The organism is Dolichospermum sp. UHCC 0352, from assembly GCF_009711925.1.
Classification (GTDB): Bacteria; Cyanobacteriota; Cyanobacteriia; order Cyanobacteriales; family Nostocaceae; genus Dolichospermum; species Dolichospermum lemmermannii.
In genome coordinates, this window is record NZ_VIKY01000186.1 from 1 (window position 1) to 26,386 (window position 26,386).

The window sequence follows — 26,386 nt, forward strand, 5'->3', positions numbered from 1 at the left end:
AAACTGGGATAACTGAGGGATATAGACTGAAACTCTCTATAGAATCTCCGCGTCTTTAGACCGGAGAGTGTCAAAATCTCTATATATCTTTAGATAGAAATAATGCAGAAAATTGCAGTTGGTAGTCACAGTTACAGTTACTCGGGATCATCGGGTGTTAGCTTTACTGATGTAATGTAAAATTGTGGCGCAAATAAGCTCCTCAGCAGTTATGGCTCAGATATTAGATCCTCTACCACCAGAGCATTCGGGGAAGATTCTCTGTTGCTACGTCAATGCTACGAGTAAGATCCAGGTGACTCGTATCTCCAATATTCCCAATTGGTATTTTGAAAGGGTTGTATTTCCCGGACAAAGGCTGGTGTTTGAAGTTCTTCCAGAAGCACAAATGGAAGTTCATACTGGGATGATGGCCAGTGCTATTATATCAGATACGATTCCGTGTAATACCCTGATTATCCATGAACCTAGCAATGATGAGACAGAAGAGAACTCATCTCCAAGCATAAATTCTGGTAATGGTAATCCGATCAGGTCAGAAAATAATAAAAAAATTCTAGATACGACAAAATCTTTACAAGCCGTTGAATTGGCATCTATTGATTAAAAACACAATACTGCTAAACATTAGGGTTGCAGCAATTCAGCAACCTTTTTTATTTGGGGTGGACTAATTAGGGCTTGCTAACATATCTTGTTTTTATTAGTTTGTAAAATTAAGCTATTTTTGGTACATAGAATAAGTAACCCTATAAATAATTGTCCTTTATCCCATCCGTGACATCAAACAAGCGTGAGTGCTAAACGTCTGCCAGAAACTACTGCTTATGTGAAAATTACCCGCCAATCTTGGCAACAAGGCTTTCTAGAAGGTGAAGTTAGCGCCGGTAATTTTCAGTGGCATTTCCAGTGGCATTTCCGCCGGGGAGAACTTTCTGTAAAGCCTTCCCAAGGTCGTGCTTTAATCAAAGAACCTCTAGGGCGGTTTTTAGAACAACAGGACTATCAGTTAGAACCTGGGGGGGATTATGCTTTTACAATTCGGGCTGAATTGTAAATTAGTTGTCAGTTAGTCGGTTGAGATATCGTTCAATCAGGAGAATGGCTACAATGTCATCTATTGGCCTGGGCGGTTGACGCAAACCCTTGGGTAATAGTTTGATGATGCCTTGGGGTGGATACATCTGCCAATAGCGATCGCGTGCCTGTAAAGTGGAATAACGTTCATCAACCAAAATGATATTGGTGGGTTTACTTAATTCTTGATTAAGTTGCTGTTTCCACTTTTTAGCTGTTGTTTGATCTCCCATGACAATTAAGGATACTGGGAATCTTTGCAGTTGTGTTTCAATATTAGCGATCGCCTCATTTGCCAATACAACTTGATGAGAGAATATTTGTCTATCCAATCCCATCACGGCAATCCCACATTTATCACGACCAGGATCAAATCCTAAAATTACAGGTTGTGTATTAGTCATTGGTCAGTTGTCAGTTGTCAGTTGTCATTGGAAAAATTCTTTCTCCCCCTACCTCCCCTACTTCCCCTACCTCCCCTACTTCCCCTACCTCCCCTACTCCCCTGCCCCCTGCCCCCTTGCCTACTTTGTCAGGTACTAAAAAGAATTTGTCCATTCAAAATGGCTACTAATTTGACTCTCAACGGACCCACAGTATAAGTATTTTCTGCGGCTACGGCTTTAATTTCTACTTCCTGTTCCGTCTGCTGTAATTGGGTAACAAAGCGCGGAAAAGTGCCTTCTATTTGGACACTTTCGACAATTCCCGCGTTCCGGGCGCGAAATTGAGAAGCGGAAATTAGTAAATCTAGGCGTTGACGCATTTGTTCAGATGTCATATTTTTTAAATCCGCTGTAGTAGTAGCCAGCACTTCACCTGATGAAAATACGAGTTGATTTCTCGCTGCGTCTGCAAAGAATTCTATTTGCTTTTCACCTCTGACATAATTACCTGCGGAGAAAATTCGCACTACATATTCTCGACCATCTTTAATTTGTGCAATTAACTGCTCAACTTTATCTTTGGGAACACGGAGTATTTCTTTATTTACTGGTGTACCACCAGGTTCAGTTAACTGAATGTTGGCATTGCGGTTAGCTTCCTGGAGAATTTGCATAATTGCCTGATGTGCCGCATCAGGCTTGTCCACAGTAATTAACCCTGCGGCTATCACTTGACCTTTCACTAAAGCTAGTTTACCCAAGCGGAGGTCACGGTAGGACTGATAATATTTTTCTAGTCTGGCTACTTCCTGCTCTAAAAATTGTTGTTGTTTCTCTAATTCTTTCAAGCGAGATTCTCTAGTAATAATAACTTCTTCCCGCTGTTTAATTTCGAGATTACGATTTTGAATAAGTTTATCTAATTTAGCAATTTTGCGATCGCGTTTTTCAATCACCGTCTTTGCTTCATCAATAGCTTCTTTAGCTTGGGCGTATAATCTTTTTCGTTCCGTTTTTAACTCTTCCACCGCCGTTTGTAATGTTTGTCGCTGATTGTAAAGAGTTTGTAATTCATTTCTAGCTTGTTGATACTGAATCACAATTCCACCAAGACGACTTTGAGTTTGATTAAGTCGGGCTTGAGTTTTAGCTTGCTGGTTCAGAGTGCGATTGAGTTGAGCTTGTGTAGCCTTTTGTTTAGTATTTGCCGCCTGTAATGATTTATTAATTTTCTGTAATTCTTGTTGTGCCTGACTTTGTTCTTGTCTGGCTTTATTTAACTCACTCTCTACCTGGCTTTTTTGCGCCTCTGCGGTTTTTAGTTGTTCCCGCTTGTTCCCCAAATCTCTTTGAATATCCTCTAATTCAAATACGCCCTTTCGCAATCCGCCATCAGCCGCAAATAGGATTGCCAAAGTTGATGCAGAAATTAGACCACCTGTAAAAATAGTGACAATTACAGCAGTTTTTTTCGGACGTAAATTAAAAAGTGAGAGACGGGCTTTGCCAACTCGTGTGCCGATGCGATCGCCCACGGTGGCAATTACGCCTCCCAAAATGAGAATTGCTGCAATCAGAATGTACCCGGTGGTCATTTTTAGCTACCGTAATGCTGACTGATCCAGCCTACTACGTTTAACCATTGTCTGTGGGTAAATGGAGTTAGGCAAAAGTAGAAATTATCCAATTTTGAGATCTTCCTCCAAATTAACGGTTGAATCTCTACGGTAGTTGTTCTGCTTGGAGAGATCCCAAGACCGCACTACCTCAAAAATAGAACCCGTGCCAACTCCATTCCCCCATAACTTCTAAGTAAATTGCTTACTTAAAGCAACAGGTTTATGCACAGTAATCTTCTTTTTATGGATTGTAATCATTTTCTTCTCGCGTAAATCTCCCAGCAGTCTAGTGACTGTCACGCGAGTAGAGCCAATTGCTTCAGCGATCGCCTGATGGGATAACTTCAGATCAATGGTAATGCCATCAGCGCAAGGAACGCCAAAATCTCGACAAAGAATTAACAAGAAACTAATTAACCTTGAACCCATATCCCGGTGAGCAAGAGTTTCAATCATCATCTCCGTCTGAAGAATCCGCGAAGAAAGACCTCGCAGCATTAACATGGATAATTCTGGATTTTCCTTCAGTGCCTGTTCGACTTGTTCAATTGGGGCTGAAAGTAATTCTACAGTGGTAAATGCCACTGCATGATAAAATCGATCAGACTTATTCCCTGTCAGCAACGACAGCACGCCAAAAACGCTATTCTCCCGGAGCAGAGCTACCGTTATTTCTTCTCCTGCCTCATAGACTCTCGACAGTTTTACAGCACCCTTGAGAAGAAAATAAACTCGTTCGGCAGGATCTCCCGGAAAGAAGATCGTCTTATTCCGTTCAAATGTTTCCACGACTGGAGGAAAAGCCCCCGTTGCCATTTGACGAAAAACATTTGCTAGGGCTTTATCTTGTGTCACTATCATTTTCTCCCTTCCCCTACCCAATGCCAGAAAAACAAAAACTAATTACCTAAGAATACACCTGAAAAATCAATAGATCATCATTAAATTTTCTGTTTTTTCCTATACTCAAACGCGGAATTCCTAGTCTTTCGTTTATAATGATACATAATTGTTGTTCCGTTTAGCTAGTAATTATTGATAAGTAGTTTCACTAATTATAGTCTCAAGGTTTTGCCTCTAAAAATTGCCAATTTCTTGAGAATTTTTGTGAACATGGTCATGGTTTTTTGGGGGCTTACTGCTTATGCTTGGAGTATTTTGGAAAATCTCTAGCCCAACACAGTCAAACTAGACTCAGATTCTAGTATGCTCCTAATGATGAATTACATTAGCAATGTTTATGCTGAATCTATCTGGAAAAAATGCCCTAGTTACAGGTATTGCCAACAACCGTTCTATCGCTTGGGGAATTGCCCAACAACTGCACAAAGCCGGGGCTAATTTGGGCATTACCTACTTGCCAGATGACAAGGGTAAAATGGAAAAAAAAGTTTCTGAATTGGTAGAACCGCTCAGTCCTAGCCTATTTTTGCCCTGCAATGTTGAAAATGACGAGCAAATTCAATCTACTTTTGAAACCATCCGGCAAGAATGGGGGAAAATAGATATTTTAGTGCATTGTTTGGCCTTTGCAAAAAAAGAAGATTTGACTGGAGGTTTTAGTCAAACTTCTCGTTCTGGTTTCAATACAGCTTTGGAAGTTAGCACTTATTCACTGGTACAGTTAAGCGGTGCAGCCAAACCTTTGATGACTCAAGGCGGAAGTATTATTACTCTTACATATTTAGGAGCAGTTAGAGCAATTCCTAACTATAATGTCATGGGTGTGGCTAAAGCTGGTTTAGAAGCCAGTGTTCGTTACTTGGCCGCAGAACTCGGTCCTGAAAATATTCGCGTCAATGGCATTTCTGCAGGTCCCATTCGCACCTTAGCATCTTCAGCCGTGGGTGGTATTCTAGATATGATTCATCATGTTGAGCAAGTCGCCCCTCTCCGTCGCACCGTTACTCAATTAGAAGTAGGGAATACTGCGGCTTTCTTGTGCAGTGATTTAGCCAGCGGTATTACTGGACAAATCCTGTATGTAGATGCAGGTTATGAAATTATGGGAATGTAGTAACAGGCAGGAGTCACCGAGTCAGGAGTCACCGAGTCAGGAGTCACCGAGTCAGGAGTCAGGAGTCACCGAGTCAGAAAGAAGAAAGAAGTAGGGAAGAGAAATATTCCTTGGCAACTGACAACTAACAACTGACAACTGACAACTGACAACTGACAACTGACAACTGACAACTAACAACTAACAACTAACAACTGACAAATGACCAACAAACAAACTTCTCGGATAGCTTCAGTTCACCGCACTACTGGGGAAACAGATATTTACGTTACTATCAATCTTGATGGTACAGGGATATGTAAAGTTTCTACAGGTATTCCTTTTTTAGATCATATGCTCCATCAAATTGCTTCCCATGGGCTTTTTGATTTGGATATTCAAGCTCAAGGTGATTGGGAAATTGATGATCACCACACTAACGAAGATGTGGGGATTACTTTAGGACAGGCTTTATTCCAAGCTTTGGGTAGTAAAAAGGGAATCGTCCGCTTTGGGAATTTTCTTGCGCCTTTAGATGAGGCATTAGTGCAAGTTGCTTTAGACTTCTCTGGTAGACCGCATCTTAGTTATGGTTTAGAGATTCCTACTCAACGGGTGGGAACTTATGATACCCAGCTAGTGCGGGAGTTTTTTGTGGCGTTGGTGAATCATAGCCAAATGACGTTACATATTCGCCAATTGGATGGAATTAATTCCCATCATATTATTGAAGCTACATTTAAAGCCTTTGCTAGAGCAATACGAATGGCGGTGGAAATTGATTCCCGACGGGCAGAAACAATTCCTAGTTCCAAAGGTGTGTTTTGACACTCCCCGGTCTAAAGACACAGGGATTCTTGGTTCAACGAGACCACTTAAACTAGACTCCTTGCGTTATCCAGCCCAGAGGTGGGACTCTCCTCAAGCGTTAAAGCCTCGACTCCGCTCGGCTTTAACCCTGAGCGAAGCCGAAGGGTTAACTTTCGGTCTGCCCGACCGTAGTTGCATTGCTGCAAGTCCTGTTTAACTAGAAACGATTTGTTTCAAAATTCTGATTCGTGTTTCGACTTCGCTCAACACAAGTCTAGCTCCTATAAATCTTTTACCTACTGCGAGGAGGAAACTAGAACAATGCAATAGAACCGCATAGATTTAATTGTCAAGGTACAGATTACCGTTAGGCAGTTAGGTTTTTAGACAGGTTGATTACCTTTCCTGTTGATTGAGATTATAACATCAAATATAATCAATTTTTGACATACTCACCGACCTGAAGGTGCGGGGAAACACTTGACACTTCGCCAGAACCCGCCACAAGTGGTCTTATCGTCCCTCCATGTCCGTTTAAAGTCTCCCAATGCCCTATGGCGACTATGACCAAATTTTAACATAAAGCCGTCCTGGAAGGACGGGGCTTGTGTCCCGTCTTTTCGGTCACTGGGGGATAAATCCCCAGAAGGCTTTCATTCCCGGCTTAAAAGACATCAACACCTAAAAAATTTTGGGATTTTTAGGTGTCAATTATGGGGTTTTCACCCTGTTTTCTTATAAAAATCCTCAGCATCGGTTAATCTATTAGTTAGCTCTAAATAGTCAGTAGTTGGTAGTTTCATCCCCATGAATTCTGTTGTAGACAACCCCGATTATCAACAAAATCCCCTAGATAAAAAACCCGTAGTCCTGACTTCTGAATTGCGAAAGGTCTATCGCACGGGATTTTGGCTCAATCAAAAAGTTGTATCGCTCAAAAACTGTTCTTTACAAGTGTACCCAGGAGAAACCTTTGGTTTGTTGGGTCCCAATGGTGCGGGTAAAACCACGCTGTTAAAATTGTTGCTGGGAATTATTCGCCCTACATCTGGACGGGGATTATTGCTAGGTAAACCCATAGGCAACGCTAAAGTCAAGCAGCATATTGGCTACCTCCCAGAAAATTCCTATTTATATGAATATCTGAGCGGTTGGGAATTTTTGCAGTTGACAGCGGGTTTATTTCAAATTCCCCAAAAGTTACAACGTCAACGCATTCCCCAATTGTTGGAATTAGTGGGGTTATCTCAATCTGATGCTCGCAAAAAGCAAATGCGGCGCTATTCTAAAGGGATGCTTCAGCGTGTGGGAATGGCACAGGCTTTAATTAATGATCCAGATTTGGTTTTTTTGGATGAACCCATGTCTGGACTTGATCCGCTGGGACGTTACCAAATGCGAGAAATTATTCTTTCGCTGAAAGCATCTGGTAAAACCATATTTTTTAATAGTCATGTGTTGAGTGAAGTTGAACAAATTTGCGATCGCGTGGCTATTCTTGCTCAAGGAGAATTAATCTGTTGCGGTTCTCTCAGTGAACTTTTAGGGAATCAAAACACCTATCATGTTAAAGGTCAAGGCGGAGACGGGGAAATCTTGAAAAAATGGATAGGTAATTTAGAATTTGGGGCTGATGGTTCTTGGCAGGGTATACTCCAAGAAGATTATTATGATTTTCTGTCTAGTTTGAGATTAATGGGGGGAAAAATTATCACTATGAATCTGTCACGTCAATCTCTAGAAGAGTTTTTTATCCATCAAATTCAAATCCGAAATCATCCCCTTAATTAGCACAAACAACTAGAAAATAAGAGGAATGAATCACCCATAAGTAGTAATTTTTGCGAATTATTTGATCATTCTAAAAATCAGTTACTTATGTGTTAATACTTCCTGATCAATTTAGGGCTATGACTGTACTATCAGTTGATAAATTTGTTGTTAATATAGGATCGAAAATTGTTATAAGTTAGGAAACTTAACCTGCAAAAAGCACTGAAAATATTTCCTAACCTCAAAGAAGATTTAAAATCAAATTCCTTACGCAACAAATTATTTATGTCCGGAAAACTAAAGATTTATTAGAAAATAAAATTGTTGAGTCACTACGATTCTTCAGTATACTCGATGTTAAAATGTTTCCGAATAACTCTAAATATCGCCATTTTCAATTCTCAGGTAAATATGCTTAATAAAGATTTGTGTAAATTTCTCACCCACTCAACGATGGGTTTAGCATTGTTAACAACAGTGAATATCATTTTGCCATCTGTGAGTTTGGCACAAAGACAGCCAGTAGCATCAACATCCAGTAGTATCGCTACAGATTATTTATTAGGCGGCGGCGATCGCATCCGTGTTAATGTATTTGAAGTACCAGAATATACAGGTGAATATCAAGTCCCTCCCGGTGGTTCAATTAATATGCCTTTAATTGGCAGTATCCCTGTTTCGGGACTAACCACAGAACAAGCTGCTGATACAATCGCCAGAAAATATGCTCGCTTTCTCAAACGTCCCCTGATTTCCGTCAACTTATTATCACCACGTCCCATCAATGTATTTGTTGCGGGAGAGGTAACAAGACCAGGTGCTTATACCCTCAGCTTAGAAGGAGGAGCAGGGAATAACCCCGGTGTCCAATATCCAACGGTATTAGCTGCATTAACCATAGCCCAAGGTGTGACACTGGCAGCAGATGTAACTCAAGTACAATTACGCCGCAAGGTAGGACGTTCTGGAGAGCAGACAGTCTCCTTGGACTTAAAGGAATTAACGCAAACAGGCAGAATATCCCAAGAGATTACTTTACGAGATGGAGATACCATCGTTGTCCCCACAGCTACCAGTTTGAATGTGGCTGAAGCCCGAAATTTATTTGCAGCTAATTTTGCCGCTAGTCAAACTTCACCCCGCTCAGTGGTGGTAATTGGTCAAGTTTACCGTCCTGGTTCTTATCTTGTTACTGCTGGAAATGCAGGTGGAGCAGAGGGTGGTGGTGCTGGTGGTGGTTTACCAACTGTAATGCGGAGTTTACAACTAGCAGGGGGAATTACGTCCATTGCGGATGTGCGGAAGATTAAATTACGCCGTCCTACCCGAACTGGTACGGAACAAACTATAGATATTAATCTATGGGAATTACTACAAAGCGGTGATATCAATCAAGACATTGTGGTGCAGGATGGAGATACAATTGTCATTCCTACAGCTACGGACATTAGCGCCGCTGAATCTACCCAATTAGCAACAACTACTTTGTCCCCAAATACTATTGAAGTGGGTGTAGTGGGTGAAGTCAAAAAACCAGGAGCAGTAAAACTACAACCGAATAGTTCTTTAAATCAGGCATTATTAGCGGCTGGTGGTTTCAATGATAGTAGAGCTAGTAAAGGAACTGTAGAATTAATTCGCCTCAATACCAATGGTACAGTTACTAAACGTCCAGTTAAAGTGGATTTAGCTAAAGGAATTAATGAGGAAACCAATCCGATCCTTCGCAACAATGATGTTGTCATAGTTGATCGCAACGGTTTAGCTAAAACTGGTGATAGAGTTAATACTGTAGCTGGTCCTCTAGGTACTATTTTGGGGATTATCAGACTATTCACTACTGGATTTTAGAGATCTCCGAGAATTAAATGTACGTGACTTGAAACCCTTGTAGAGACGTTCCATGGAACGTCTCTACGATCTTTTTCGGGGATGTCTATTATACATCTGAGTTTATTTTTTCAGCAATTTATGATTAGAGGTGTAGCGATCGCCTATAATGCGATCGCAGGTTTATCATTTTATAGTTACTGATTGGGAAATTACGCACTTAACCCATTTTAATTTACTGCAAGCTATAACCCTAATAATCAATTCTGCCCAAAGCTGAAGGAGGAGAATAATTCAATGGACCCAATAATTTTTATCATATTTTTAGCTCTAGTAGGTTATGCCTTGGCATCTGCAAAGATGGTAAATCAAGGGAATGTGGCCTTAGTTGAACGCTTGGGGCGGTATCATCGCAAACTTAATCCGGGAATCAGCTTTATCGTTCCTATTCTTGATCAGATTGTGATGGAGGATACAACCAGAGAGCAGTTGTTAGATATTAAACCCCAAAATGTCATTACTAAAGACGGAGTTTACTTAGAAGTTGATGCAATTCTTTACTGGCGGATTAAAGATATTGAGAAAAGTTTTTATGCCATTGATGATTTACAAACTGCCTTATCTAACTTAGCCACAACTACCCTCCGGGAAAATATCGCTCAGAATTCTTTAGAGGATACTAATATGTCTAGAGACGAGATAGACCGAAGCATATTAGGCGTATTAAATTCAATTACAGCCGCTTGGGGAATTGAAATTATCCGTTTAGATATTCAGAGCATCACTCCACCGGAAAGTGTCCGCAAGTCAATGGAAGCTCAACAAAACGCACAAATTAAGAAAAAGTCAGCTATAGAAGCCGCAGAAGGGGAACGACAAGCGGCAGTTAAACGAGCGGAAGGAACTAGAACATCTATAGAAATAATTTCAGAAGCCTTGCGGAATCATCCTGAAAGTAAGGATATTTTAAGGTATCTTGTTGCCCAAGATTATGTAGATGCTAGTCAAAAATTAGGTGAAAGCAATAATGCCAAAATTGTCTTTGTAGATCCTGCTAACTCAACAGAAATGTTTCAGGAATTGATTTCTGATTCAGTACAAGAAAATCATGGTAAAGCCAATGGCAATGGCAATGGCAATGGTAACGGTAACGGTAACGGTAACGGTAATGGTAATGGACTTAATTAACAACTAACAACTGACAACTGACAACTAACAACTGTACGGGCGAAGCATTTGGAGAACTATTTTTGGCAATGACCGATAATTTATCTTCCAAATGCTTCGCCCCTACTGACTCCTAACCTTCACGATAAATAGCATCTGCTACTAAAGTAACTTGTTGCATTTCGTGAACATCGTGAACTCGGAGGATATCTGCACCATTGAAAATGGCTGCACAACAGGCTGCGGCTGTTCCCCAAACTCGCAATTTCGGATCTGGTTGATTAAGAATATTACCTATAAAACTCTTACGAGATGCTCCCACCAAAATTGGAGAATTAAGTGTTTTTAGTGATTTTAAGCGGCGAAAAATTTCTAAATTCTGGTCATGGTTTTTAGCGAAACCAATACCAGGATCAATAATTATTTTATTTTTGTCAATTCCCAAAAGTGTAGCCTTTGTAATTTGCTCAGATAAAAAGTTATAAATATCAGCAATTAGATCTTCATAATCAGTACATTTTTGCATAGTTTGGGGAGTTCCTTGGATGTGCATTAAGACAATCGGCACATTTAAACTAGCAACAGTTGGCAACATTTGGGGGTCAAATGTTCCAGCAGAAATATCATTAACTATATCTGCTCCAGCGATAATTGCTGCTTTAGCTACTTCTGCTCTAGTTGTATCTATAGAAATAGGAATATCAATAATTGGACGTAGCAACTCCAAGACAGATAGCACCCGCTCAAGTTCTGCTTCTAGGGATATTTGTTCTGCCCCTGGACGGGTTGATTGTCCACCAATATCAATAATATCAGCACCAGCCGAAACCATTGCTTCTGCCTGGGTTAAAGCCGCTGAGGTGGTGTTAAATTTACCACCATCACTAAAACTATCCGGGGTGACATTCAAAATTCCCATGAGATAAGTCCGCTTTCCCCAGGTAAAACAGTGATCTCGGATAGTTAAGTTGTTAGACATGAAATTTTTTAACTTTTAATTGATGTATCCCCAATCCCCAATCCCCATTATTGATAGTTGACAATTCTGGCAAAACTATCAGCTTTTAGACTAGCGCCACCAACGAGAGCGCCGTCAATTTCTGGTTGTGCCATAATTTCATCAATATTATTCGGGTTGACTGAACCGCCATATTGGATAGGAACTAGGGGATTAGTTAATTGACTGCGAATTAAGCCAATTACCCGATTTGCTTCCTTGGATTCACAGGTATCACCAGTACCAATTGCCCAAATTGGTTCATAAGCAATAATTAGGTGAGTTTGATCAATATCTACCAAGTCTTTTTTTAATTGGTTGCTAATTATTGATTCTGTTTCCCCTGCGTCTCGTTGTTGTTTAGTTTCCCCAACGCAAAGAATGGGTGTGAGTCCATGCTTTTGGGCGGCTTTAAGACGGAGATTGACAGTTACGTCAGTTTCTCCAAAGAATTGCCGTCTTTCACTGTGTCCAACAATGACAAAACGCACACCGATTTCAGTGAGCATGGGGGCGGCAATTTCGCCTGTATATGCTCCATGTTCTTCCCAGTGGACGTTTTGTGCGCCCAAATTTACACGGCTACCATGTAAAGATTTGGACAGCAGGCTTAAGTCGGTGAAGGGAGGACATAATACCACTTCTCGTTCTGAGGGGGTTTCCTCCAGGTGAGGCAAAAATCCGCTTAAAAATTCTGCGGATTCTGCCTGGGTTTTAAACATTTTCCAGTTTCCAGCAATAACGATTTTCCGCACAGGTGATTTAATCAAGATTTTAATGCTACTAGATGCACTTTTCAATGTACTACTTTTTTAGGACTATTCACTAAGCAGAATTCACTGAGTCACAGAAATAGTCGTCAGTAGTAATATAGGCTGATGGTTGGTTTTTTAACTTAGATAGAGTTTTTGTATGAATCAAAAATTAAGTTATTTGCCAAAATTAGGTGAGCAGTTGCGCTTGATTACGTAAACGCAACTACTAAATTAAACTAACTGCAAACCAGCTTTTGCTTCTTTAGCAATTGCCTCTACTTCGTCATTTACCAAGGTTGCTAGAATAGATTTAGCTTCATCACTACCCAAACGAGTTAAAGCTTGTACTACTCTGTAACGTACTTGCCAATCTGGATTAGTGCTGTATGGAACTAGGAGAGGAACTGCTGTTGGATCTCCCAATTCACCAAAGGAACTAATGGCCGCAGTTTGAATTAAGCCATTATCGGAAGCCAGTGCTTGGGTAAGCAATTCAAAGGCTCGCGGATCTCCTAATTCTCCTAATGTCGCAATAATGCTAAACTGTACCAGCCATTCTGGTGTTTCTTGGTAAAGCTGTTGCAAGTCTTCAAAAGCGTCATGTAATTTCAGCGCACCTAAACAGTCTGCTGCGGCTGCTTGAACATCTGCTTCTGGATCATGAAGTAAACCTCGGAGGATATTCAAGGATAATGGTAAATCCTGTGTTCCCAGGGTATCCATTTGACTTACGGCCGAATAACGGACACGCGCACTTTTATCCTGAATGGCAATTTGGACTAATTCTAAACCGATTTGTGGTTCTAGTTCCCGAATTTGATTGACTGCACGCAAGCGATCGCCTAAATTGTCAGAACGCAGTAATTCTCTTATACTATCAGCAGACACACTCATTTAATTGTCCTTTGTCAGTTGTCAGTTGTTAGTAGGGGCGAAGCATTTGGAAGATAAATTATCGGTCATTGCCAAAAATAGTTCTGCAAATGCTTCGCCCGTACAGTTGTCAGATAATATTTCTCTCCTTTGCTACTCTGCGGCCATAGTGCGAATAATATCACCACGAGTTAGAATACCAATTACCTTACCCGCATTGTCAAGGACTGGGAGACGATGAACTTTGTGATCTTGTATTAATTTTGCTGCTTCTCTTAATGGTTTATCAGGAGAAATAGTTAGGGGATTTTTACTCATAACTTCCCCTACTGTTTGTCCTAAAGCTTTATGTAAATCTCGTTCATAGGTTGCAGGATTTTGTAAATAAATCACACTATCCAAAATCATGATATATGCAGGGGGAGTTATACCAGTTTCTTGCCACATCAAATCTGTTTCTGAGATAATTCCGACTAATTTACCTGCGTCATCAATTACAGGTAAACCGCTAATGTGTTTTTCTGCCAGAATTTGGATAGCTTCTTTTAAGGGAGTTTGAGGACGGACGAGGATAGGATCACGACTCATCACGTCAGCAACGGTTTTAGACATTTTTTTACTTGCACCTTTTATAAAAGTCTTTTTAACTATTGTAGGAAATTATTGGTAACAAATAAAATACAGTTAATAGATTGTTACTTTTCATTTTCAAAATAAACGTTGTTTTTGTTGAAAATAGGAATAATTTCCCCAGCCGACCCAAAATCAATTAAGATAGCAGTGGCATCATTTTGAATCATGAAAAACTACTAAAGCCTCCCCAATTTGCCGAATATAATTAACTGCTTCTGTTTCTGATAATTTCCGTCTTTTAACTAATTTTTGTAAGCAACCATAGTTTACAGATGCCCCAAAGAAAATATTTATGTTTATTTTGGCATATTCAGGTATAATTTGGGTAGATGTGTTGAATTAATTTGAGGTTAATAAAAAAATGACACAGGAATTCATAGACCTCAGAAATAGTATTTTAGAACAACGTTATGCAGATGCTTTAGGTATTATAGATGAGTTAGAGGGGATGGGTAGACAAGCGATTTTAAGAAATATTCAATCCTTCTTAGTTAGATTAATGATTCATCTTATCAAGAATCAAGTAGAACAACGGTTAACTAATTCTTGGGCAAATTCAATTCGTGGTTCAATTCGAGAAATCAAGAAAATGAATTTGCAGGATAATAAAAATTCTTATTATGTCAAGATAGATGAATGGGACTTAATCCTAGAAGATGAATTTGAAGAAGCTATTCGTGATGCTAGTGATGAGGTAATGAATGGTATTTATAGTCCATTTAAACTTGCAGAAACAGTAGATAAAGAACAGATAATTAATCAATCAGGAATTCTATTGAAATTGACTTATGAATATTCAGTGAAGGAATTACCAGCAGTAATTGATGATTATTTAACTCAGTTACCTGGTGGTGAAGATTGGAAGTTAGGGAAAAGATGAAGCAAATTATAAATTACTACATCCCTACAAATGTAAATTCTAATTTATCAATTTCCCTGATGATATTTTCTCAAAGCCGCAATAATTTCCCCATTGGCTTCTGGAAAAGTAAAATTATCCAATTCATCCAAACTTACCCAGCGAATTTCATCACATTCTATGGCTTGAGGAACACCCGCTAAATGTTGAGAATGATGAACCGTCAAAGTCACCCGCAAATGAGCATAAGTATGATCAATAGTAATTAAATGTTCTCTAACTACAATTTCTATACCCAACTCTTCCGAAATTTCTCGTTTAATACATTCTTGAATAGTTTCACCAACTTCAATTTTCCCCCCTGGAAATTCCCATAAACCACCCATTGTACCTGTAGGAAGTCGTCTATCAATTAAAATCTGTTTTTGGTCATTCCAAATAACAGCAACACCAATAATTTTATGAGGAATAGAAGAACTACTTTCATTCATATAATTACTCAGTACCAATAAATAAAAAAACTCAGTAGACTAATTATATATCTACCGAGTTCATATTTATTTTGAGAATTTTGCTAAGAGGGTGTTTGATGTATTAATAAATTAAATAAAAAATAACCCTTGGATCATAATCAAAATTATTGTAAAAAAAATAGTTGAGAATATCAAGTCCTGAAATGAACGTTTTTAGGGGCAATTATTGAGAATATTCTCAAGATTATTGACAATAGAGAGGAATGCGCTTTTTTTTGAAAATCTGATTGAAAAAACTTATAGGTTTTGGAAAAAACCATAAGTTAAAAAGTAGTTGGGTTGACTGGAGAAAACCCAACTTGCTAATTATCAAGTTACGGTAATCATCATACCTGCACTTTCATTCCCTAATCTATCCACAGCACAGACTGCATAAGTTCCTGGTAGAACTGTCGCAAAGGTAGTACCAGCGGATAAAATGCGTTGAATTAGCCAATTATTGCTATTTTGCAAATACAGAGTCCAAGAACGCACAGGTTGATCATCTCCTGCTTCCCAGTTTAATTTACCATCCATAAACTTGAGGTTTTTGGGAGGTGGTGGCGTAATGGAACTTTGCCATGACATAGTGGGAATTAAGGCAGGTGTGGGATAATAGGTTTTAAATTGGTCAGCGATGCCTTGGCGATTTTCCTGAATGCCAGTCATACTAAAAAAGATATTACCTAAAGACAAATTACCTGCTAAATTCCGAGAAATCTGAATTTGCTTGGCAATTTCGCTATTTTTCCATTCCTTACCATCTAATTGTCCGAGATTATTACCTGCATAGATGTGACGCTGTTTAGTATTGATTTCGGTCCACCATTGCAGTAAAGTTTGATAGGCTTGTTTGGTTTGGTCAGTACGCCAGTAGAGTTGAGGAGCAATATAATCTATCCAGCCTTGCTGTAACCATTTTTTAGAATCTGCATAGAGGACACTGTAGGCATCTAAACCGACAATTCCCGCAGGTTCTCCAGAACGATAAATACCAAAGGGACTAATTCCAAACTTTACATGAGGTTTGGTGGCTTTAATTCCTTGAGAAAGTCGCAATACCATTTGATTGACGTTTTCGCGTCGCCAATCTTCTATATTTAGTTTACCCCCACTGGTTTGATATGCTGCGTAGGTTTTATGATCAGGAAAAGGTTGACCAGATATGGGATAGGGGTAAAAATAATCATCTAAATGAATAGCATCTAAATCATAACGACGGACAACATCAATAATGACGTTGTATGCTCTGTCCTGAACGACTTTTGCACCGGGGTCCATCCATTGTTGAGTACCCCATTGATAAACAACTTCGGGGTTTGTAACTGCAATGTGGGGACGAACGGTAGAAACTTGACTATTTGCTCTAGCACGATAAGGATTAAACCAAGCGTGTAATTCAATATTGCGTTGATGACATTCGGCGATCGCAAACTCCAAAGGATCATAAAATGGTGATGGTGCTTTTCCCTGAGTTCCCGTTATCCAAGCACTCCAAGGTTCTAATTCCGAAGCATATAAAGCATCACCTTCTGGTCTTACCTGCAAAACTAAAGCATTGAAATTCAAAGCTTGTAACTGTTTAATAATCGCTAATAATTCCGCTTTTTGCTGTTCCACAGCCAGTCCCGGTTGAGAAGGCCAATCACTATTCCACACAGACGCAACCCAAGCCCCCCGAAATTCCCGCCGATGATTTAGCTTAACAGTATGAGCAGTTGTAGGTTTAGGGATGGTTGGAGGAACAACAATATAATCAGTCGGGATTTTTTCCGCTTTTCCTAAATATACTAAAGCCTGATAAACCATTACTGCGACTTCTGCACGAGTAGCGGCTGTTTTGTAATTAAGTATTTTTTTGTTCGGATAACTAACTACCCAACCAGCACGAGTTGCTAACGCGACTTGATTAATCCCATAGTAAGGAATTAAAGATCCATCTTGATAAATTTCTGCCAATTTACTTACTAAATCTAGGTCAACTTGACCAGCAAGTTCTAAGCCATTGACCATTGCTACTAAAGCATCACCTCTAGCAATACCTTCATCTATCCCAAACCGCCGATTTGGATAACCCGTTAAAAATCCAGTTTCATAGACCTTTTTAATCGCGTTTATCGCCCAATGCGTCTGGGGAACATCTACAAAAGGTACATATTCCCGTTTGACAGGCAGGGAAAAAATTGCAGCGATAATAGCTGCAAATTCAGCCCGAGTCACAGGGTTATTAGGGCGATAAGTTCCATCAGAATACCCGCTGAGAATTCGCCGTGCTGCTAAAGCTTCAATAAACCCTTGGGACCAATGACCTTGAATATCCGAGAATCTTATAGAACTAGATACCATATTGAATGAGATAGTTGCATCCTTTGTTAATTTAGCAATATTTAAGTCATAGCTGCTAAGGGACTTCCGGGAAATAAATTATCCCAATAAATAAATGAACAAACGAACCACAGAGGCACAGAGAACACAGAGAGAGAAGAAATAGAGAGGGTTTTTGCGTTAGTTTTGGGACATTTTTTTATTTGGAAGTCCCTAATGACAGTAAAGAAAAATTCCTCAAACTCCTCCTCTCTGAGCCTCTGAGACTCTGCGTGTTAGCGAAGCGGGGCGAAGCCTAAAAAAATTATCCCTTCCTCCCAACAGCAACACAATAAAGAGCAGCATGACGTTCTCCATCAATACCCAACATAGCATTCAAACCCAGATCATGAAATCCACCAATACAAAGACTGTCCAGCCCCAATTGCCCAGCCATTAAGCAGATATTTTCGGCTTGATGACCAGCTTCTAAAAGTGCAAAGCGGTAGCCCCGCGCCCCATATTTGCCCATTGAACGCATAAAAACCGATGTGAATACAAACAGAGCATTGGCATTGAGAATGTAATCTTGCTGCAATAATGGTTCTACAAAATCTGTTGGGACTGCATCATTTACCCAATGTAACCCGTGTCCGCGAGGTTCATAGTGATATAGTCCGCTAACCAAACCTGCTACCGCTTGTGTGGATACGAACACCTCCAGAGGATAAAGCCCCCCCGCAGAAGGAGAGTTACGAGCCTCATAGCATTGACCATCCACTTCCCGCAGTCCGTTGAGTCCACATCCTGAGTCGAGCAGTTGAGCTAAGGCGACAAGTGGCATTACCTGATGCTCAAATAATCGCACAGAAGTACGTCGCGCTAAAAGCTCAGACAGCGGGTTATCACGTGGTGCTTTTGGCAATTCCAGAAAAGGAGCTTCTGGCAGATATCGCAGTTCAGTAGCCGGAACCCGCTTAACATAACTTTTAGGGACTGGAGAGTTTAAATGATAGAGAAGAGCTAACTCCAGAGGTTCATTGGCTGTGTGCATTGTGCTAATTTCCTCGTTTTAACAAACTATCACCTATCAGCATTCAACTATACTCAACACGGCTTAATTATTTGATTTAAGCGGGTAGGGGTTTAGCATTGCTAAACCCCTACAAATCTAGTAGTCTGTCAATCCAAAAATGACGGACTGTAGTGTGAGCGTCTCGCTCACGCGGGCAAGATGCCCTGTAGTGTGAGCGTCTCGCTCACGCGGGCAAGACTTGTACTGAGCTTGTCGAAGTATGCCCGCACTACCAAAAACCCGTCAAAATAAATTTGACGGACTACTAGGTTTTTCGTGATTTTACAAAAGTCCATGTCCCAACCGTTTTGAGTATAGTAAGCTAATTCTGGGTTTAATCAACAACCCGCTGACGGCTGTTTTAAGCCATAGGATGTGGGCAGGGATTTAAGTCATTTTTAGTCCGTCGGCCACCATAACCCAACCTTTCTGGGACTTCAAACAATCGCCTATTCCCCAGTGGTTCTTGTCCATAACCAAAATAGATAGGGACTATTTCACTGGCTAAAGTCCGCACGACTCGGAAACCAAGAGAGGCGATATCAGGGGTGGTAATTTCCACTACATAAGGTTCAACACCTACTGAATTTAACTTGGCAACTACTGATTGCAAATTCTCTGCTTCAGACTCAGATTCATAAGTTGGTAAATATTCAACTTGGCAAGATTGGTCATGGTGAAATAGAAAATCCAACTCACCTAGCCGAGCCGTCGTGTAAAAGAAAGCGTTGTGATCATCTAAATTCTGAATATCACTATATTGATGGAGATTAGCCCCAGCGCCAGTTTTCATCCGTTCTATGTCACCAAAGCGAGCTTGACAAACTTCAAAAACTGCCTTGTGGAAAGCCGTTGGTGCATCAAGATGACATCCCATACCAGTGGACACAGCGGGACCTTTGCCCGAACGGTCAATTAACATGGCCATGAAAACTGGGACTTGAATATCAGTAGTTAACTCGAAGACAACTAACTCAATGCCAAAGCGGGCATAGTGACGGGCAATTTCCGTCTCAATTCCTGGCAGGTGGTCGAAATAGATGCGCGGGGCAGGGAGGCGATTTAACCAGGTAATGATGAAAGCATCACGCTCAATTAATTCACACAAACCCCGGTAGGCAGCAAACTCCCAAGATGGTCCACTAGCCATACCGTTAGAACTAACAGGTAAAATATGATCTCCTGGTTGGTCGCCACCCCAGTCTAAATAAACCAAGAAGGCTGGAACTAAAACCTGTTGCTTACTGGTTAAGGAAAGGGCATTCATCCACGAAGTCTGCGTTGTGGGATTAAAGGCCGGGAAAGGGAAAGTTGGGTGAGAGTATTGTTGGTCAGAAAAAGGAGAAAAAACGGTCGAAGGGACGGCACGATTACCTAATTCTTCGTAGCTACTAACAATTATTTGCCGATAATCAACAATACCACCGCAGTATCTTTCTATAGCTTCGCCCACAGCCCCAAAAATGGCTTGTTCATCCGTCATGCCCCTACCGACACCGTAGCGTAAATCATCAGACTGTTTACGAAGCTGAAAATTTGCTAATTCGGCTTGCCACAAAACGGGAAAATCGAACTCTGTATAAGGCTTGGTGAATCTATCTAAGGAGCGGATAACGCCAGTATGGGGGCTGACTAGATCTTGCCAACGGGGACGTGCAATCGCTGTATTCACTGTGTTCTCTCCTATCTTTTTCCGTTCCCTGTTCCCTCTTCCCTGCGATGCACTGAGCTTGTCGAAGTGTTCCCTTTCTGTGTTGAACAATGGGGACAACCTGGTTTTTTGAGGACAACGTTATGAGTAAGTTTTGTGCCAAGTAAGTCTATATGTAGTAGTTTTCCGTCAGTAGCGATCGCCAAACCGAGCATCATTTTCACAGCCTCAAGAGCTAAATAGCTACCCACCAACATCTGACCTATCGGTAAATTTTCCCGTAGCCGTGGTTGAGAACGTCGTTCTCGGTTGAGCAACTGTTCAACCGCCAATTCCGCCTCTGGAAACTTGGAACAGGCCATAGACCGCATTCGATAGCATAGATAACAGGGTTTGTCCTGGGAAAAAACCAACGGACCGACAGTTCCCTCCACCCCAGCCGCTCCACCCGGTAGCAATGGGCGCTGCATCTTCAAGCATAGTCTGTTCAGACGATAGGCTAGATTCACAGATACGGCATCAGTAGCAACAATTACCAGGTCAACGTCCTCCAGCAAAGAAGTGATGGTTGCGTCGTCATTTAAACCATCTGTGACAATCTCAGCCTCAGTGATTCCGCCAATGGACTCAATCTGTCGCGCTGCTTCCACACTCCGAAAAGTGCCAATTTTATTCAATCCCGAACCTGACATCATCAGGGAATCCGCCGGCAGGATACAGGCATCATCACACAAACGGACAAAACCAATCCCAGCAGTAGCTAGGTTAATTGCTGCTATCAGTCCCGAACCTCCCAGTCCAAAAACAGCAATTCTCCCATTGGCTAAGTTTTTTCGAGCATCTTTTTGGTCAAAGCCTAATTCATGATAAAGGCTGATTTGAGGAAGTAAATAAGCACGACTATCTAAATCATTTGTATTTTCTAGAGACTCTTCTACTAGGCGATTGTCCATCAAAAACTCTAAACATTGATTGAGGGAAGAATCTGTCAATTGTTCGCCAATTGCATTGCGGATTTCTCCTATGGTGCGAGAGCCGTCTAGTAAAGGTAAAACAATGTTTTCCACATTATGCAGAGCTTGACCCTGGACTCTCAGGGTTCGTCGTGTTGTATTAAATATCATACTTTCTTCGCCACTACAATCTGCCGGCATCACGTTAATAACAACGTGTTCTAGTAGTCGGAGCCGCTGACCATCATTTAATTTCATAGACTTTATTATTGCCAATGTTTAATCCTGCTATAAATAGCAATCAAAAAAATTAAAAACCCTGTTTTTGTCAACAGAAAATATTGAGTAACAACAGGGTTTCTGTTGATTTTTCTAGCCAGATTTTGTAGCCCTAAATTCAAAAAACTCGCTCGATTTCTAGAATTGCTAAATGGCGATTCTATCTCCAGGTTTAGTTAGTATCCAAATCCGAACTCATCATTGTCCTCCAATACACCTGATACTGTTGCATGACCACCGCCACCACAGCCACCGCCACCACAGCCACTACAGCCACAGCCACGACAGCCGCAGCCACGACAGCCGCAGCCACGACAGCCGCAGCCACGACAGCCACGACAGCCACGACAACCACCGCCACCACAGCCACCACAGGAACAATTAGCAAACCATCTTTGAGTGGTTTCAGAGTCGAATAGTTCCGACATTGCTAATTTTTCTAAAGCTGCTATTTCTTCCTCAGACAACAGAAGTCTTTCTAGTTTGTCTGCTTGATCTACCAAACGCATTTCTACATATATTGGTTGGTCGAGTGTTTTTTCTGCAAGCATTGTCACCTACTCCTTTCAACTTAAATTTAATAACCTGTTTGCAAATCTCTATTCGAGTTGATAAAAAGCTGGAATGATGTTTTTAAATCAACCAGTTTTCACAAATTCTTCAAAATTACACTAGTCCACAACGGCGTAAGTCAACTAACCATTAAAGATTCATGAAAAGCTTATACAATCTGCTTTTTTAATTTTTAATTGTTAATTTTTAATTCCGCCCTGCGGTATTAGTCCACAAAAGAGCAAAGTCACATTCTGATTAGTGTGGGGAACTATCAGATGGAATTCAGATTCTTATAAAACCTGGTTTTTTATGAAAATTGCTCTTTTCAGAGTCGCCAATTATGTCTTTGTTTGCTTATCCGATTCTTACAAGAATATCTTTTTCTAGATAATTTTCTTCTTTCTTAAGTAGTATTGTTTTATCTCTTGATAGAGGAGGAATAAATTTATGAAATCGTGCTAATGGTGAATGAAAATTCTTGTAACAGAGAATAATTTTATAGTTAAAGCGAATTTAAAATAATGCTTATGACCGATTGAAAAGCGTAGCTCTATTTCTTTATAATTACTCCTTTAGTAAGGTTATCAGACTTGATTACTTTTCAGGATTTATCTAAAAATAGCAAATCAAATATCTGATCATCCTTTAATGATCAAGGTTATATTGGTTCTAGGCTGTTTTGATATCCGTGAAAATTCTGAACAACAGACATTTGAAAATTTTTGAAATATTCATCCCTAAGAAGTGGAGAACAAAATTTTTCAAAAGTAGAATATTAAAGTAATAGATAGCAGAATCCGAAAAAATTCCTGATCAACTTTGCAGCGACTAATTGCTGGTTAAGTTGGAAAAGGATAAAATTTGATTCTTGAAAAATAAACTCTCCCAAGTGATAAATCTAGTTATTACTCAGAAAATATCAAACTTTCGGAAATCAGAGAATTATCTAACCCTTTATAAAAATTCAGGTTTAATTAATGAGCGATTTAAGAGTTTGGTTTGGAGACTACACTAGAATTTTATTTCGTTCTTTACCCTTATTATGGACAGCAGCACCTCAAGAAATGGTGTTTTTAATTGCTGTGACTTTATTGCAAGGGTTTCTTCCTGGGGTTAGTGTTTGGATTACCAAACTGGTAGTAGATACTGTTGCTACAGCCTTAACAACTGGTCAAGCATTAGATGATTCAATTTTGTGGTATTTGGTAGCAGCATGGGTGGGAGCTTTGCTATTAGAAAACCTTCTCTATCCTTGGATATTGGCACTTCAAGGAAATCTCAATGATAAATTAGCGGCTCATATTAGTTTATTATTAATGCGAAAAGCTGATAGTTTTGCTGACTTGAGCCGTTTTGAAGATGCTGAATTTTATGATGAATTACAAATTCTGCAACAACAAGTTAGCTATAAACCCTTAAACTTAGTTGAGAACTTGGTGGAATTAAGTCGCTCATTGATTACTTTAATCGTGGTAATTGGGCTATTAATTCCCCTGGCTTTTTGGATACCATTGGTAATTGCGATCGCTACTATACCCCAAATAGTAGTTTCTTCCCAATATGGTAGAGAGATTTGGATCACCTTATTTGAAAACAGTCCTCAAGCCCGAAAAATGCAGTATTACACCTCTTTAATGCTAACTGACACCTATGCCAAAGAAGTTAGACTATTTCAGCTAGGGGCATTTTTTATGCAGCTTTACGGACAAGCATTTCAATCTTTACATCAATCCATGGGTCATTTGCGAGGTAAACAAGCATTTTGGTCATCTAGTTTAGCTATTTTGAGTACATTAGGAAACGGGTTTTCTTTCTATTGGGTAGTCAAGCAAGCCTTTAGAGGACTGTTAAGTCCAGGAAGTGTACTTCTGTTCGTACAATCATTAACTTACTTCCAGAATAGTTTAGAAAGATTTGTCAGTCATTGGTTGGATTTGTTCGAGAATATTATTTATATGCAGCAGTTTTTCAACTTTCTCGACAGTCCTACCCCCATGGTATTGAACATACCCGGAGAAAAAATCCCCACTCCGATTCGTGCAGGTATTACTTTTGAGCAAGTTGATTTTCACTATCCAGATGGTAGATTAGCACTCAAGGATATTTCTTTTACCCTTTACCCAGGACAAACAGTCGCTATCGTTGGCGAAAATGGCGCAGGTAAAACCACTCTAGTCAAACTATTAACGAGGCTTTACGACCCCACCACAGGACGGATTATGGTTGATGGGATAGACCTTAGAGATTTAAATTTAGAACAGTGGCGGCGGCAAATTGCGGGGGTTTTTCAAGACTTTGGCCATTACTCACTTACCTTGGGCGAAAATATTGCATTAGGAAATTTAGCAGCGTTAGAACATCGAGAGATTCTTAGATATGCAGTAGAAAAAGCCGATATCGTCAAACTAGTTGATGATTTTCCCAGTGGGGAAGATACACAATTGGGTAAACAGTTTGGCGGTACAGAACTTTCTGGAGGACAGTGGCAAAAATTAGCTCTAGCTCGTGCTTTTGTTCGCAAAGAAGCCCAACTACTACTTTTAGATGAACCTACCGCAGCCCTTGACCCCCGCAGCGAGTGTGATTTTTACCTGCGGTTTGTGGAACTAGCTGAAGGCAAAACTACCATTCTGATTACCCACAGATTAGCCTCGGTGCGAATGGCTGACCGGATTTTAGTCCTCAAAGATGGTCATTTAATTGAGGATGGTACTCATCAAGAACTTTTACAACTGGGAGGAGAATATACCGCGCTTTGGAATATGCAGGTAGAACAGTACGGAGTGTAATACAAAAAAACTTAATTCTAGGACTTACGCAGAAATCATCTTCCACTCTCATTTCTCTGTGTCCTCTGCGCCTCTGTGGTTCGTTATTCCATCAGTCATGAACATCAAAAATCCGATTCCTTGGCTCATTGGGCTGACTGCATTTGGTTTATCTGGAATGGGTATTGCTTACTTCAGCCATTGGTATCAACCCAGCAAAAATGATATTACAGATTTAACAGTCCCTGTCACTACCAGCAACTTAAACATTAAAATCAAAACCAATGGAGTTGTCCAACCAGTTCGCAAAATTAATATTAGCCCAAGAGAAGCCGGTCGAATTGCCAAACTCTATGTAGATGAAGGTAGTTCTGTCCAAAAAGGACAATTAATCGCAGAAATGGAGCGTCAAGCCTTTCAAGCCCAGGTGAATCAGTATCGAGCGCTGTTATGGAAGGCAAAAGCCGAATTACAAGAAAAGCGTAAGGGTTACAGACCGGAAGAAATTGCCATAGCTCAAGCTGATGTGCGTAAGTACACGGCGCAAGTGAGGGAAGCTCAATCTCGCTTGGCATTAGCCTCTCAACGAGTCAAGCGCAGGCAATATCCTACATCTCAAGGAGCAGTATCCCGTGATGATTTAGATGCCGTCTTGAACGAAGAAAAAAGCGCTAGGGATAACTTACAACAAGCTAAATTTAGTCTGATATCTGCCCAACAACAAGTGAAAAAACTACTTTCCGGTTATCAAACTGAGGAAATTACCAAAGCTGGTGCTGAAGTAGCTCAAGCAACTGCCCAATTACAATTTTACGAAAATCAGTTAGAAAATACTTTCATTCGCGCCCCTTTTGCTGGCTTAATTACCCGACGTTTTGCCCAAGCAGGTGACTTCGTAACTCCAAATACTTCTGTTTCTACCAATGAAGGGGGAACTAGTGCCTCCATTGCTGAATTATCCAGTGGTTTGGAAATAGAAGCTAAAGTTCCCGAAGTGAATATGGCGCAAATTCAGAAAAATCAGCCTGTAGAAATTCGCCTTGATGCTTTTCCTGATCAAGTTTTTCAAGGGAAAGTCCGTCTGATTGCTCCTAGAGGAGTTAAGGAAGAAAATGTCACTTTTATGCGAGTCAAGATTGCTTTGGCAACGGGTCAAGATAAACTCAAGGTAGGGCTAAATGTGAAGTTAACTTTTTTGGTGAATGACATTCGCAATGCCTTGGTTATTCCTTCGGCTGCGGTGGTTTCTGGGAAGGGAGGGCAGGTGGGTGTACTGTTACCAGATAAAGATAATCAAGCAAAATTTCATCCTGTACAGGTAGGAATTACTTCTGGTGATAAAACGCAAATTTTGAGCGGGCTTTCTGAGGGTGAACGGGTTTTTATTCAACCACCAGCTAATCAATTAATTGATGGTATTGATCGTGTTACTGGATCTTAGGGACTTCTAATAAAAAATATTTAAATAAACGAACCACAGAGGCACAGAGGACACGGAGGAATGAGAGTTTAAG

Annotated in this window: 23 protein-coding genes; 10 read left to right on the top strand and 13 right to left on the bottom strand. The window is 40.4% G+C overall.

Going from position 1 to position 26,386, the window contains the following annotated elements; translation table 11 throughout:
- Positions 1 to 211: 211 nt before the first annotated feature.
- On the top strand, positions 212 to 607 hold the full coding sequence (locus FJR06_RS12785) for a DUF1830 domain-containing protein (protein WP_041457954.1): 396 nt from the start codon (positions 212 to 214) through the stop codon (positions 605 to 607).
- Between the two features lie 186 nt (positions 608 to 793).
- Positions 794 to 1,057 (top strand): DUF3146 family protein, encoded by a 264-nt coding sequence (locus FJR06_RS12790; protein ID WP_015080075.1) that lies wholly within the window; start codon positions 794 to 796, stop codon positions 1,055 to 1,057.
- Position 1,058: 1 nt separating this feature from the next.
- Here the strand turns inward: FJR06_RS12790 and FJR06_RS12795 are convergent, their stop codons facing one another.
- The 3 genes from FJR06_RS12795 to ntcA form a co-directional block, all read right to left on the bottom strand.
- Complete coding sequence (locus FJR06_RS12795) at positions 1,059 to 1,481, bottom strand: pre-16S rRNA-processing nuclease YqgF (RefSeq protein ID WP_015080074.1); 423 nt, start codon at positions 1,479 to 1,481, stop codon at positions 1,059 to 1,061.
- A gap of 128 nt (positions 1,482 to 1,609) precedes the next feature.
- On the bottom strand, positions 1,610 to 3,058 hold the full coding sequence (locus FJR06_RS12800) for a DUF3084 domain-containing protein (protein WP_015080073.1): 1,449 nt from the start codon (positions 3,056 to 3,058) through the stop codon (positions 1,610 to 1,612).
- A gap of 213 nt (positions 3,059 to 3,271) precedes the next feature.
- Positions 3,272 to 3,943 carry a global nitrogen regulator NtcA gene (ntcA, locus tag FJR06_RS12805; RefSeq protein ID WP_015080072.1) on the bottom strand — a complete coding sequence of 224 codons (672 nt, stop codon included), beginning with the start codon at positions 3,941 to 3,943 and terminating at the stop codon, positions 3,272 to 3,274.
- 379 nt (positions 3,944 to 4,322) lie between these two features.
- Here ntcA and fabI point away from each other — a divergent pair, with 379 nt between their 5' ends.
- The 5 genes from fabI (at position 4,323) to FJR06_RS12830 (ending at position 10,679) form a co-directional block, all read left to right on the top strand.
- On the top strand, positions 4,323 to 5,099 hold the full coding sequence (fabI, locus tag FJR06_RS12810) for an enoyl-ACP reductase FabI (RefSeq protein WP_015080071.1): 777 nt from the start codon (positions 4,323 to 4,325) through the stop codon (positions 5,097 to 5,099).
- A 201-nt stretch (positions 5,100 to 5,300) separates the two neighbouring features.
- Complete coding sequence (gene hisB, locus FJR06_RS12815) at positions 5,301 to 5,906, top strand: imidazoleglycerol-phosphate dehydratase HisB (protein WP_015080070.1); 606 nt, start codon at positions 5,301 to 5,303, stop codon at positions 5,904 to 5,906.
- 789 nt (positions 5,907 to 6,695) lie between these two features.
- Positions 6,696 to 7,679: an ABC transporter ATP-binding protein gene (locus tag FJR06_RS12820; RefSeq protein ID WP_015080069.1), complete on the top strand. Its 984-nt coding sequence runs from the start codon at positions 6,696 to 6,698 to the stop codon at positions 7,677 to 7,679.
- 393 nt (positions 7,680 to 8,072) lie between these two features.
- Positions 8,073 to 9,512 (top strand): polysaccharide biosynthesis/export family protein, encoded by a 1,440-nt coding sequence (locus tag FJR06_RS12825; RefSeq protein ID WP_015080068.1) that lies wholly within the window; start codon positions 8,073 to 8,075, stop codon positions 9,510 to 9,512.
- Positions 9,513 to 9,788: 276 nt separating this feature from the next.
- A complete protein-coding gene (locus FJR06_RS12830) occupies positions 9,789 to 10,679 on the top strand; it encodes an SPFH domain-containing protein (protein ID WP_168632959.1) in 891 nt (296 codons plus the stop codon).
- 112 nt (positions 10,680 to 10,791) lie between these two features.
- Here FJR06_RS12830 and folP read toward each other — a convergent pair whose 3' ends face one another.
- The 4 genes from folP to FJR06_RS12850 form a co-directional block, all read right to left on the bottom strand.
- Positions 10,792 to 11,637 (bottom strand): dihydropteroate synthase, encoded by an 846-nt coding sequence (gene folP / locus FJR06_RS12835; RefSeq protein WP_168651563.1) that lies wholly within the window; start codon positions 11,635 to 11,637, stop codon positions 10,792 to 10,794.
- A 47-nt stretch (positions 11,638 to 11,684) separates the two neighbouring features.
- On the bottom strand, positions 11,685 to 12,410 hold the full coding sequence (tpiA, locus tag FJR06_RS12840; RefSeq protein ID WP_015080065.1) for a triose-phosphate isomerase: 726 nt from the start codon (positions 12,408 to 12,410) through the stop codon (positions 11,685 to 11,687).
- Between the two features lie 231 nt (positions 12,411 to 12,641).
- Positions 12,642 to 13,304 (bottom strand): phycobilisome degradation protein NblB, encoded by a 663-nt coding sequence (gene nblB, locus FJR06_RS12845; protein WP_015080064.1) that lies wholly within the window; start codon positions 13,302 to 13,304, stop codon positions 12,642 to 12,644.
- 132 nt (positions 13,305 to 13,436) lie between these two features.
- Complete coding sequence (locus FJR06_RS12850) at positions 13,437 to 13,895, bottom strand: CBS domain-containing protein (protein ID WP_168632962.1); 459 nt, start codon at positions 13,893 to 13,895, stop codon at positions 13,437 to 13,439.
- 382 nt (positions 13,896 to 14,277) lie between these two features.
- Between FJR06_RS12850 and FJR06_RS12855 the strand changes: the two genes are divergently transcribed.
- Positions 14,278 to 14,796: a DUF29 family protein gene (locus FJR06_RS12855; protein WP_168651564.1), complete on the top strand. Its 519-nt coding sequence runs from the start codon at positions 14,278 to 14,280 to the stop codon at positions 14,794 to 14,796.
- Positions 14,797 to 14,843: 47 nt separating this feature from the next.
- Here FJR06_RS12855 and mutT read toward each other — a convergent pair whose 3' ends face one another.
- The 6 genes from mutT to FJR06_RS12885 form a co-directional block, all read right to left on the bottom strand.
- Complete coding sequence (gene mutT, locus FJR06_RS12860; protein ID WP_168651565.1) at positions 14,844 to 15,266, bottom strand: 8-oxo-dGTP diphosphatase MutT; 423 nt, start codon at positions 15,264 to 15,266, stop codon at positions 14,844 to 14,846.
- 351 nt (positions 15,267 to 15,617) lie between these two features.
- On the bottom strand, positions 15,618 to 17,633 hold the full coding sequence (locus tag FJR06_RS12865) for a family 10 glycosylhydrolase (RefSeq protein ID WP_168651566.1): 2,016 nt from the start codon (positions 17,631 to 17,633) through the stop codon (positions 15,618 to 15,620).
- Positions 17,634 to 17,916: 283 nt separating this feature from the next.
- Entirely contained in the window at positions 17,917 to 18,645 is a 729-nt protein-coding gene (locus tag FJR06_RS12870; protein WP_015080057.1) for a SagB/ThcOx family dehydrogenase, read from the bottom strand.
- Between the two features lie 382 nt (positions 18,646 to 19,027).
- The gene (locus tag FJR06_RS12875) at positions 19,028 to 20,338 is read right to left on the bottom strand and encodes a YcaO-like family protein (protein ID WP_168651567.1); all 1,311 of its coding nucleotides are present in this window, start codon (positions 20,336 to 20,338) and stop codon (positions 19,028 to 19,030) included.
- Between the two features lie 11 nt (positions 20,339 to 20,349).
- The gene (locus tag FJR06_RS12880; protein WP_168632973.1) at positions 20,350 to 21,528 is read right to left on the bottom strand and encodes a TOMM precursor leader peptide-binding protein; all 1,179 of its coding nucleotides are present in this window, start codon (positions 21,526 to 21,528) and stop codon (positions 20,350 to 20,352) included.
- Between the two features lie 197 nt (positions 21,529 to 21,725).
- On the bottom strand, positions 21,726 to 22,100 hold the full coding sequence (locus FJR06_RS12885; RefSeq protein ID WP_168632974.1) for a hypothetical protein: 375 nt from the start codon (positions 22,098 to 22,100) through the stop codon (positions 21,726 to 21,728).
- 981 nt (positions 22,101 to 23,081) lie between these two features.
- Here FJR06_RS12885 and FJR06_RS12890 point away from each other — a divergent pair.
- Together FJR06_RS12890 and FJR06_RS12895 are read left to right on the top strand one after the other, a co-directional pair.
- Positions 23,082 to 24,893 carry an ABC transporter ATP-binding protein gene (locus FJR06_RS12890; protein ID WP_168632975.1) on the top strand — a complete coding sequence of 604 codons (1,812 nt, stop codon included), beginning with the start codon at positions 23,082 to 23,084 and terminating at the stop codon, positions 24,891 to 24,893.
- 97 nt (positions 24,894 to 24,990) lie between these two features.
- Positions 24,991 to 26,313 (top strand): efflux RND transporter periplasmic adaptor subunit, encoded by a 1,323-nt coding sequence (locus FJR06_RS12895; RefSeq protein ID WP_015080051.1) that lies wholly within the window; start codon positions 24,991 to 24,993, stop codon positions 26,311 to 26,313.
- The last annotated feature ends 73 nt before the right edge of the window (positions 26,314 to 26,386 follow it).

What these genes read in the sequence shown, in the direction of transcription:
- FJR06_RS12820 (WP_015080069.1), top strand. Translation starts at nt 6,696, where the DNA reads ATGAATTCTGTTGTAGACAACCCCGATTATCAACAAAATCCCCTAGAT.
- FJR06_RS12785 (WP_041457954.1), top strand. Translation starts at nt 212, where the DNA reads ATGGCTCAGATATTAGATCCTCTACCACCAGAGCATTCGGGGAAGATT.
- FJR06_RS12800 (WP_015080073.1), bottom strand. Translation starts at nt 3,058, where the DNA reads ATGACCACCGGGTACATTCTGATTGCAGCAATTCTCATTTTGGGAGGC.
- hisB (WP_015080070.1), top strand. Translation starts at nt 5,301, where the DNA reads ATGACCAACAAACAAACTTCTCGGATAGCTTCAGTTCACCGCACTACT.
- folP (WP_168651563.1), bottom strand. Translation starts at nt 11,637, where the DNA reads ATGTCTAACAACTTAACTATCCGAGATCACTGTTTTACCTGGGGAAAG.
- FJR06_RS12895 (WP_015080051.1), top strand. Translation starts at nt 24,991, where the DNA reads ATGAACATCAAAAATCCGATTCCTTGGCTCATTGGGCTGACTGCATTT.
- mutT (WP_168651565.1), bottom strand. Translation starts at nt 15,266, where the DNA reads ATGAATGAAAGTAGTTCTTCTATTCCTCATAAAATTATTGGTGTTGCT.
- FJR06_RS12830 (WP_168632959.1), top strand. Translation starts at nt 9,789, where the DNA reads ATGGACCCAATAATTTTTATCATATTTTTAGCTCTAGTAGGTTATGCC.
- FJR06_RS12870 (WP_015080057.1), bottom strand. Translation starts at nt 18,645, where the DNA reads ATGCACACAGCCAATGAACCTCTGGAGTTAGCTCTTCTCTATCATTTA.
- FJR06_RS12890 (WP_168632975.1), top strand. Translation starts at nt 23,082, where the DNA reads ATGAGCGATTTAAGAGTTTGGTTTGGAGACTACACTAGAATTTTATTT.
- ntcA (WP_015080072.1), bottom strand. Translation starts at nt 3,943, where the DNA reads ATGATAGTGACACAAGATAAAGCCCTAGCAAATGTTTTTCGTCAAATG.
- fabI (WP_015080071.1), top strand. Translation starts at nt 4,323, where the DNA reads ATGCTGAATCTATCTGGAAAAAATGCCCTAGTTACAGGTATTGCCAAC.
- FJR06_RS12795 (WP_015080074.1), bottom strand. Translation starts at nt 1,481, where the DNA reads ATGACTAATACACAACCTGTAATTTTAGGATTTGATCCTGGTCGTGAT.
- FJR06_RS12850 (WP_168632962.1), bottom strand. Translation starts at nt 13,895, where the DNA reads ATGTCTAAAACCGTTGCTGACGTGATGAGTCGTGATCCTATCCTCGTC.
- FJR06_RS12855 (WP_168651564.1), top strand. Translation starts at nt 14,278, where the DNA reads ATGACACAGGAATTCATAGACCTCAGAAATAGTATTTTAGAACAACGT.
- nblB (WP_015080064.1), bottom strand. Translation starts at nt 13,304, where the DNA reads ATGAGTGTGTCTGCTGATAGTATAAGAGAATTACTGCGTTCTGACAAT.
- FJR06_RS12880 (WP_168632973.1), bottom strand. Translation starts at nt 21,528, where the DNA reads ATGAAATTAAATGATGGTCAGCGGCTCCGACTACTAGAACACGTTGTT.
- FJR06_RS12825 (WP_015080068.1), top strand. Translation starts at nt 8,073, where the DNA reads ATGCTTAATAAAGATTTGTGTAAATTTCTCACCCACTCAACGATGGGT.
- FJR06_RS12885 (WP_168632974.1), bottom strand. Translation starts at nt 22,100, where the DNA reads ATGCTTGCAGAAAAAACACTCGACCAACCAATATATGTAGAAATGCGT.
- FJR06_RS12865 (WP_168651566.1), bottom strand. Translation starts at nt 17,633, where the DNA reads ATGGTATCTAGTTCTATAAGATTCTCGGATATTCAAGGTCATTGGTCC.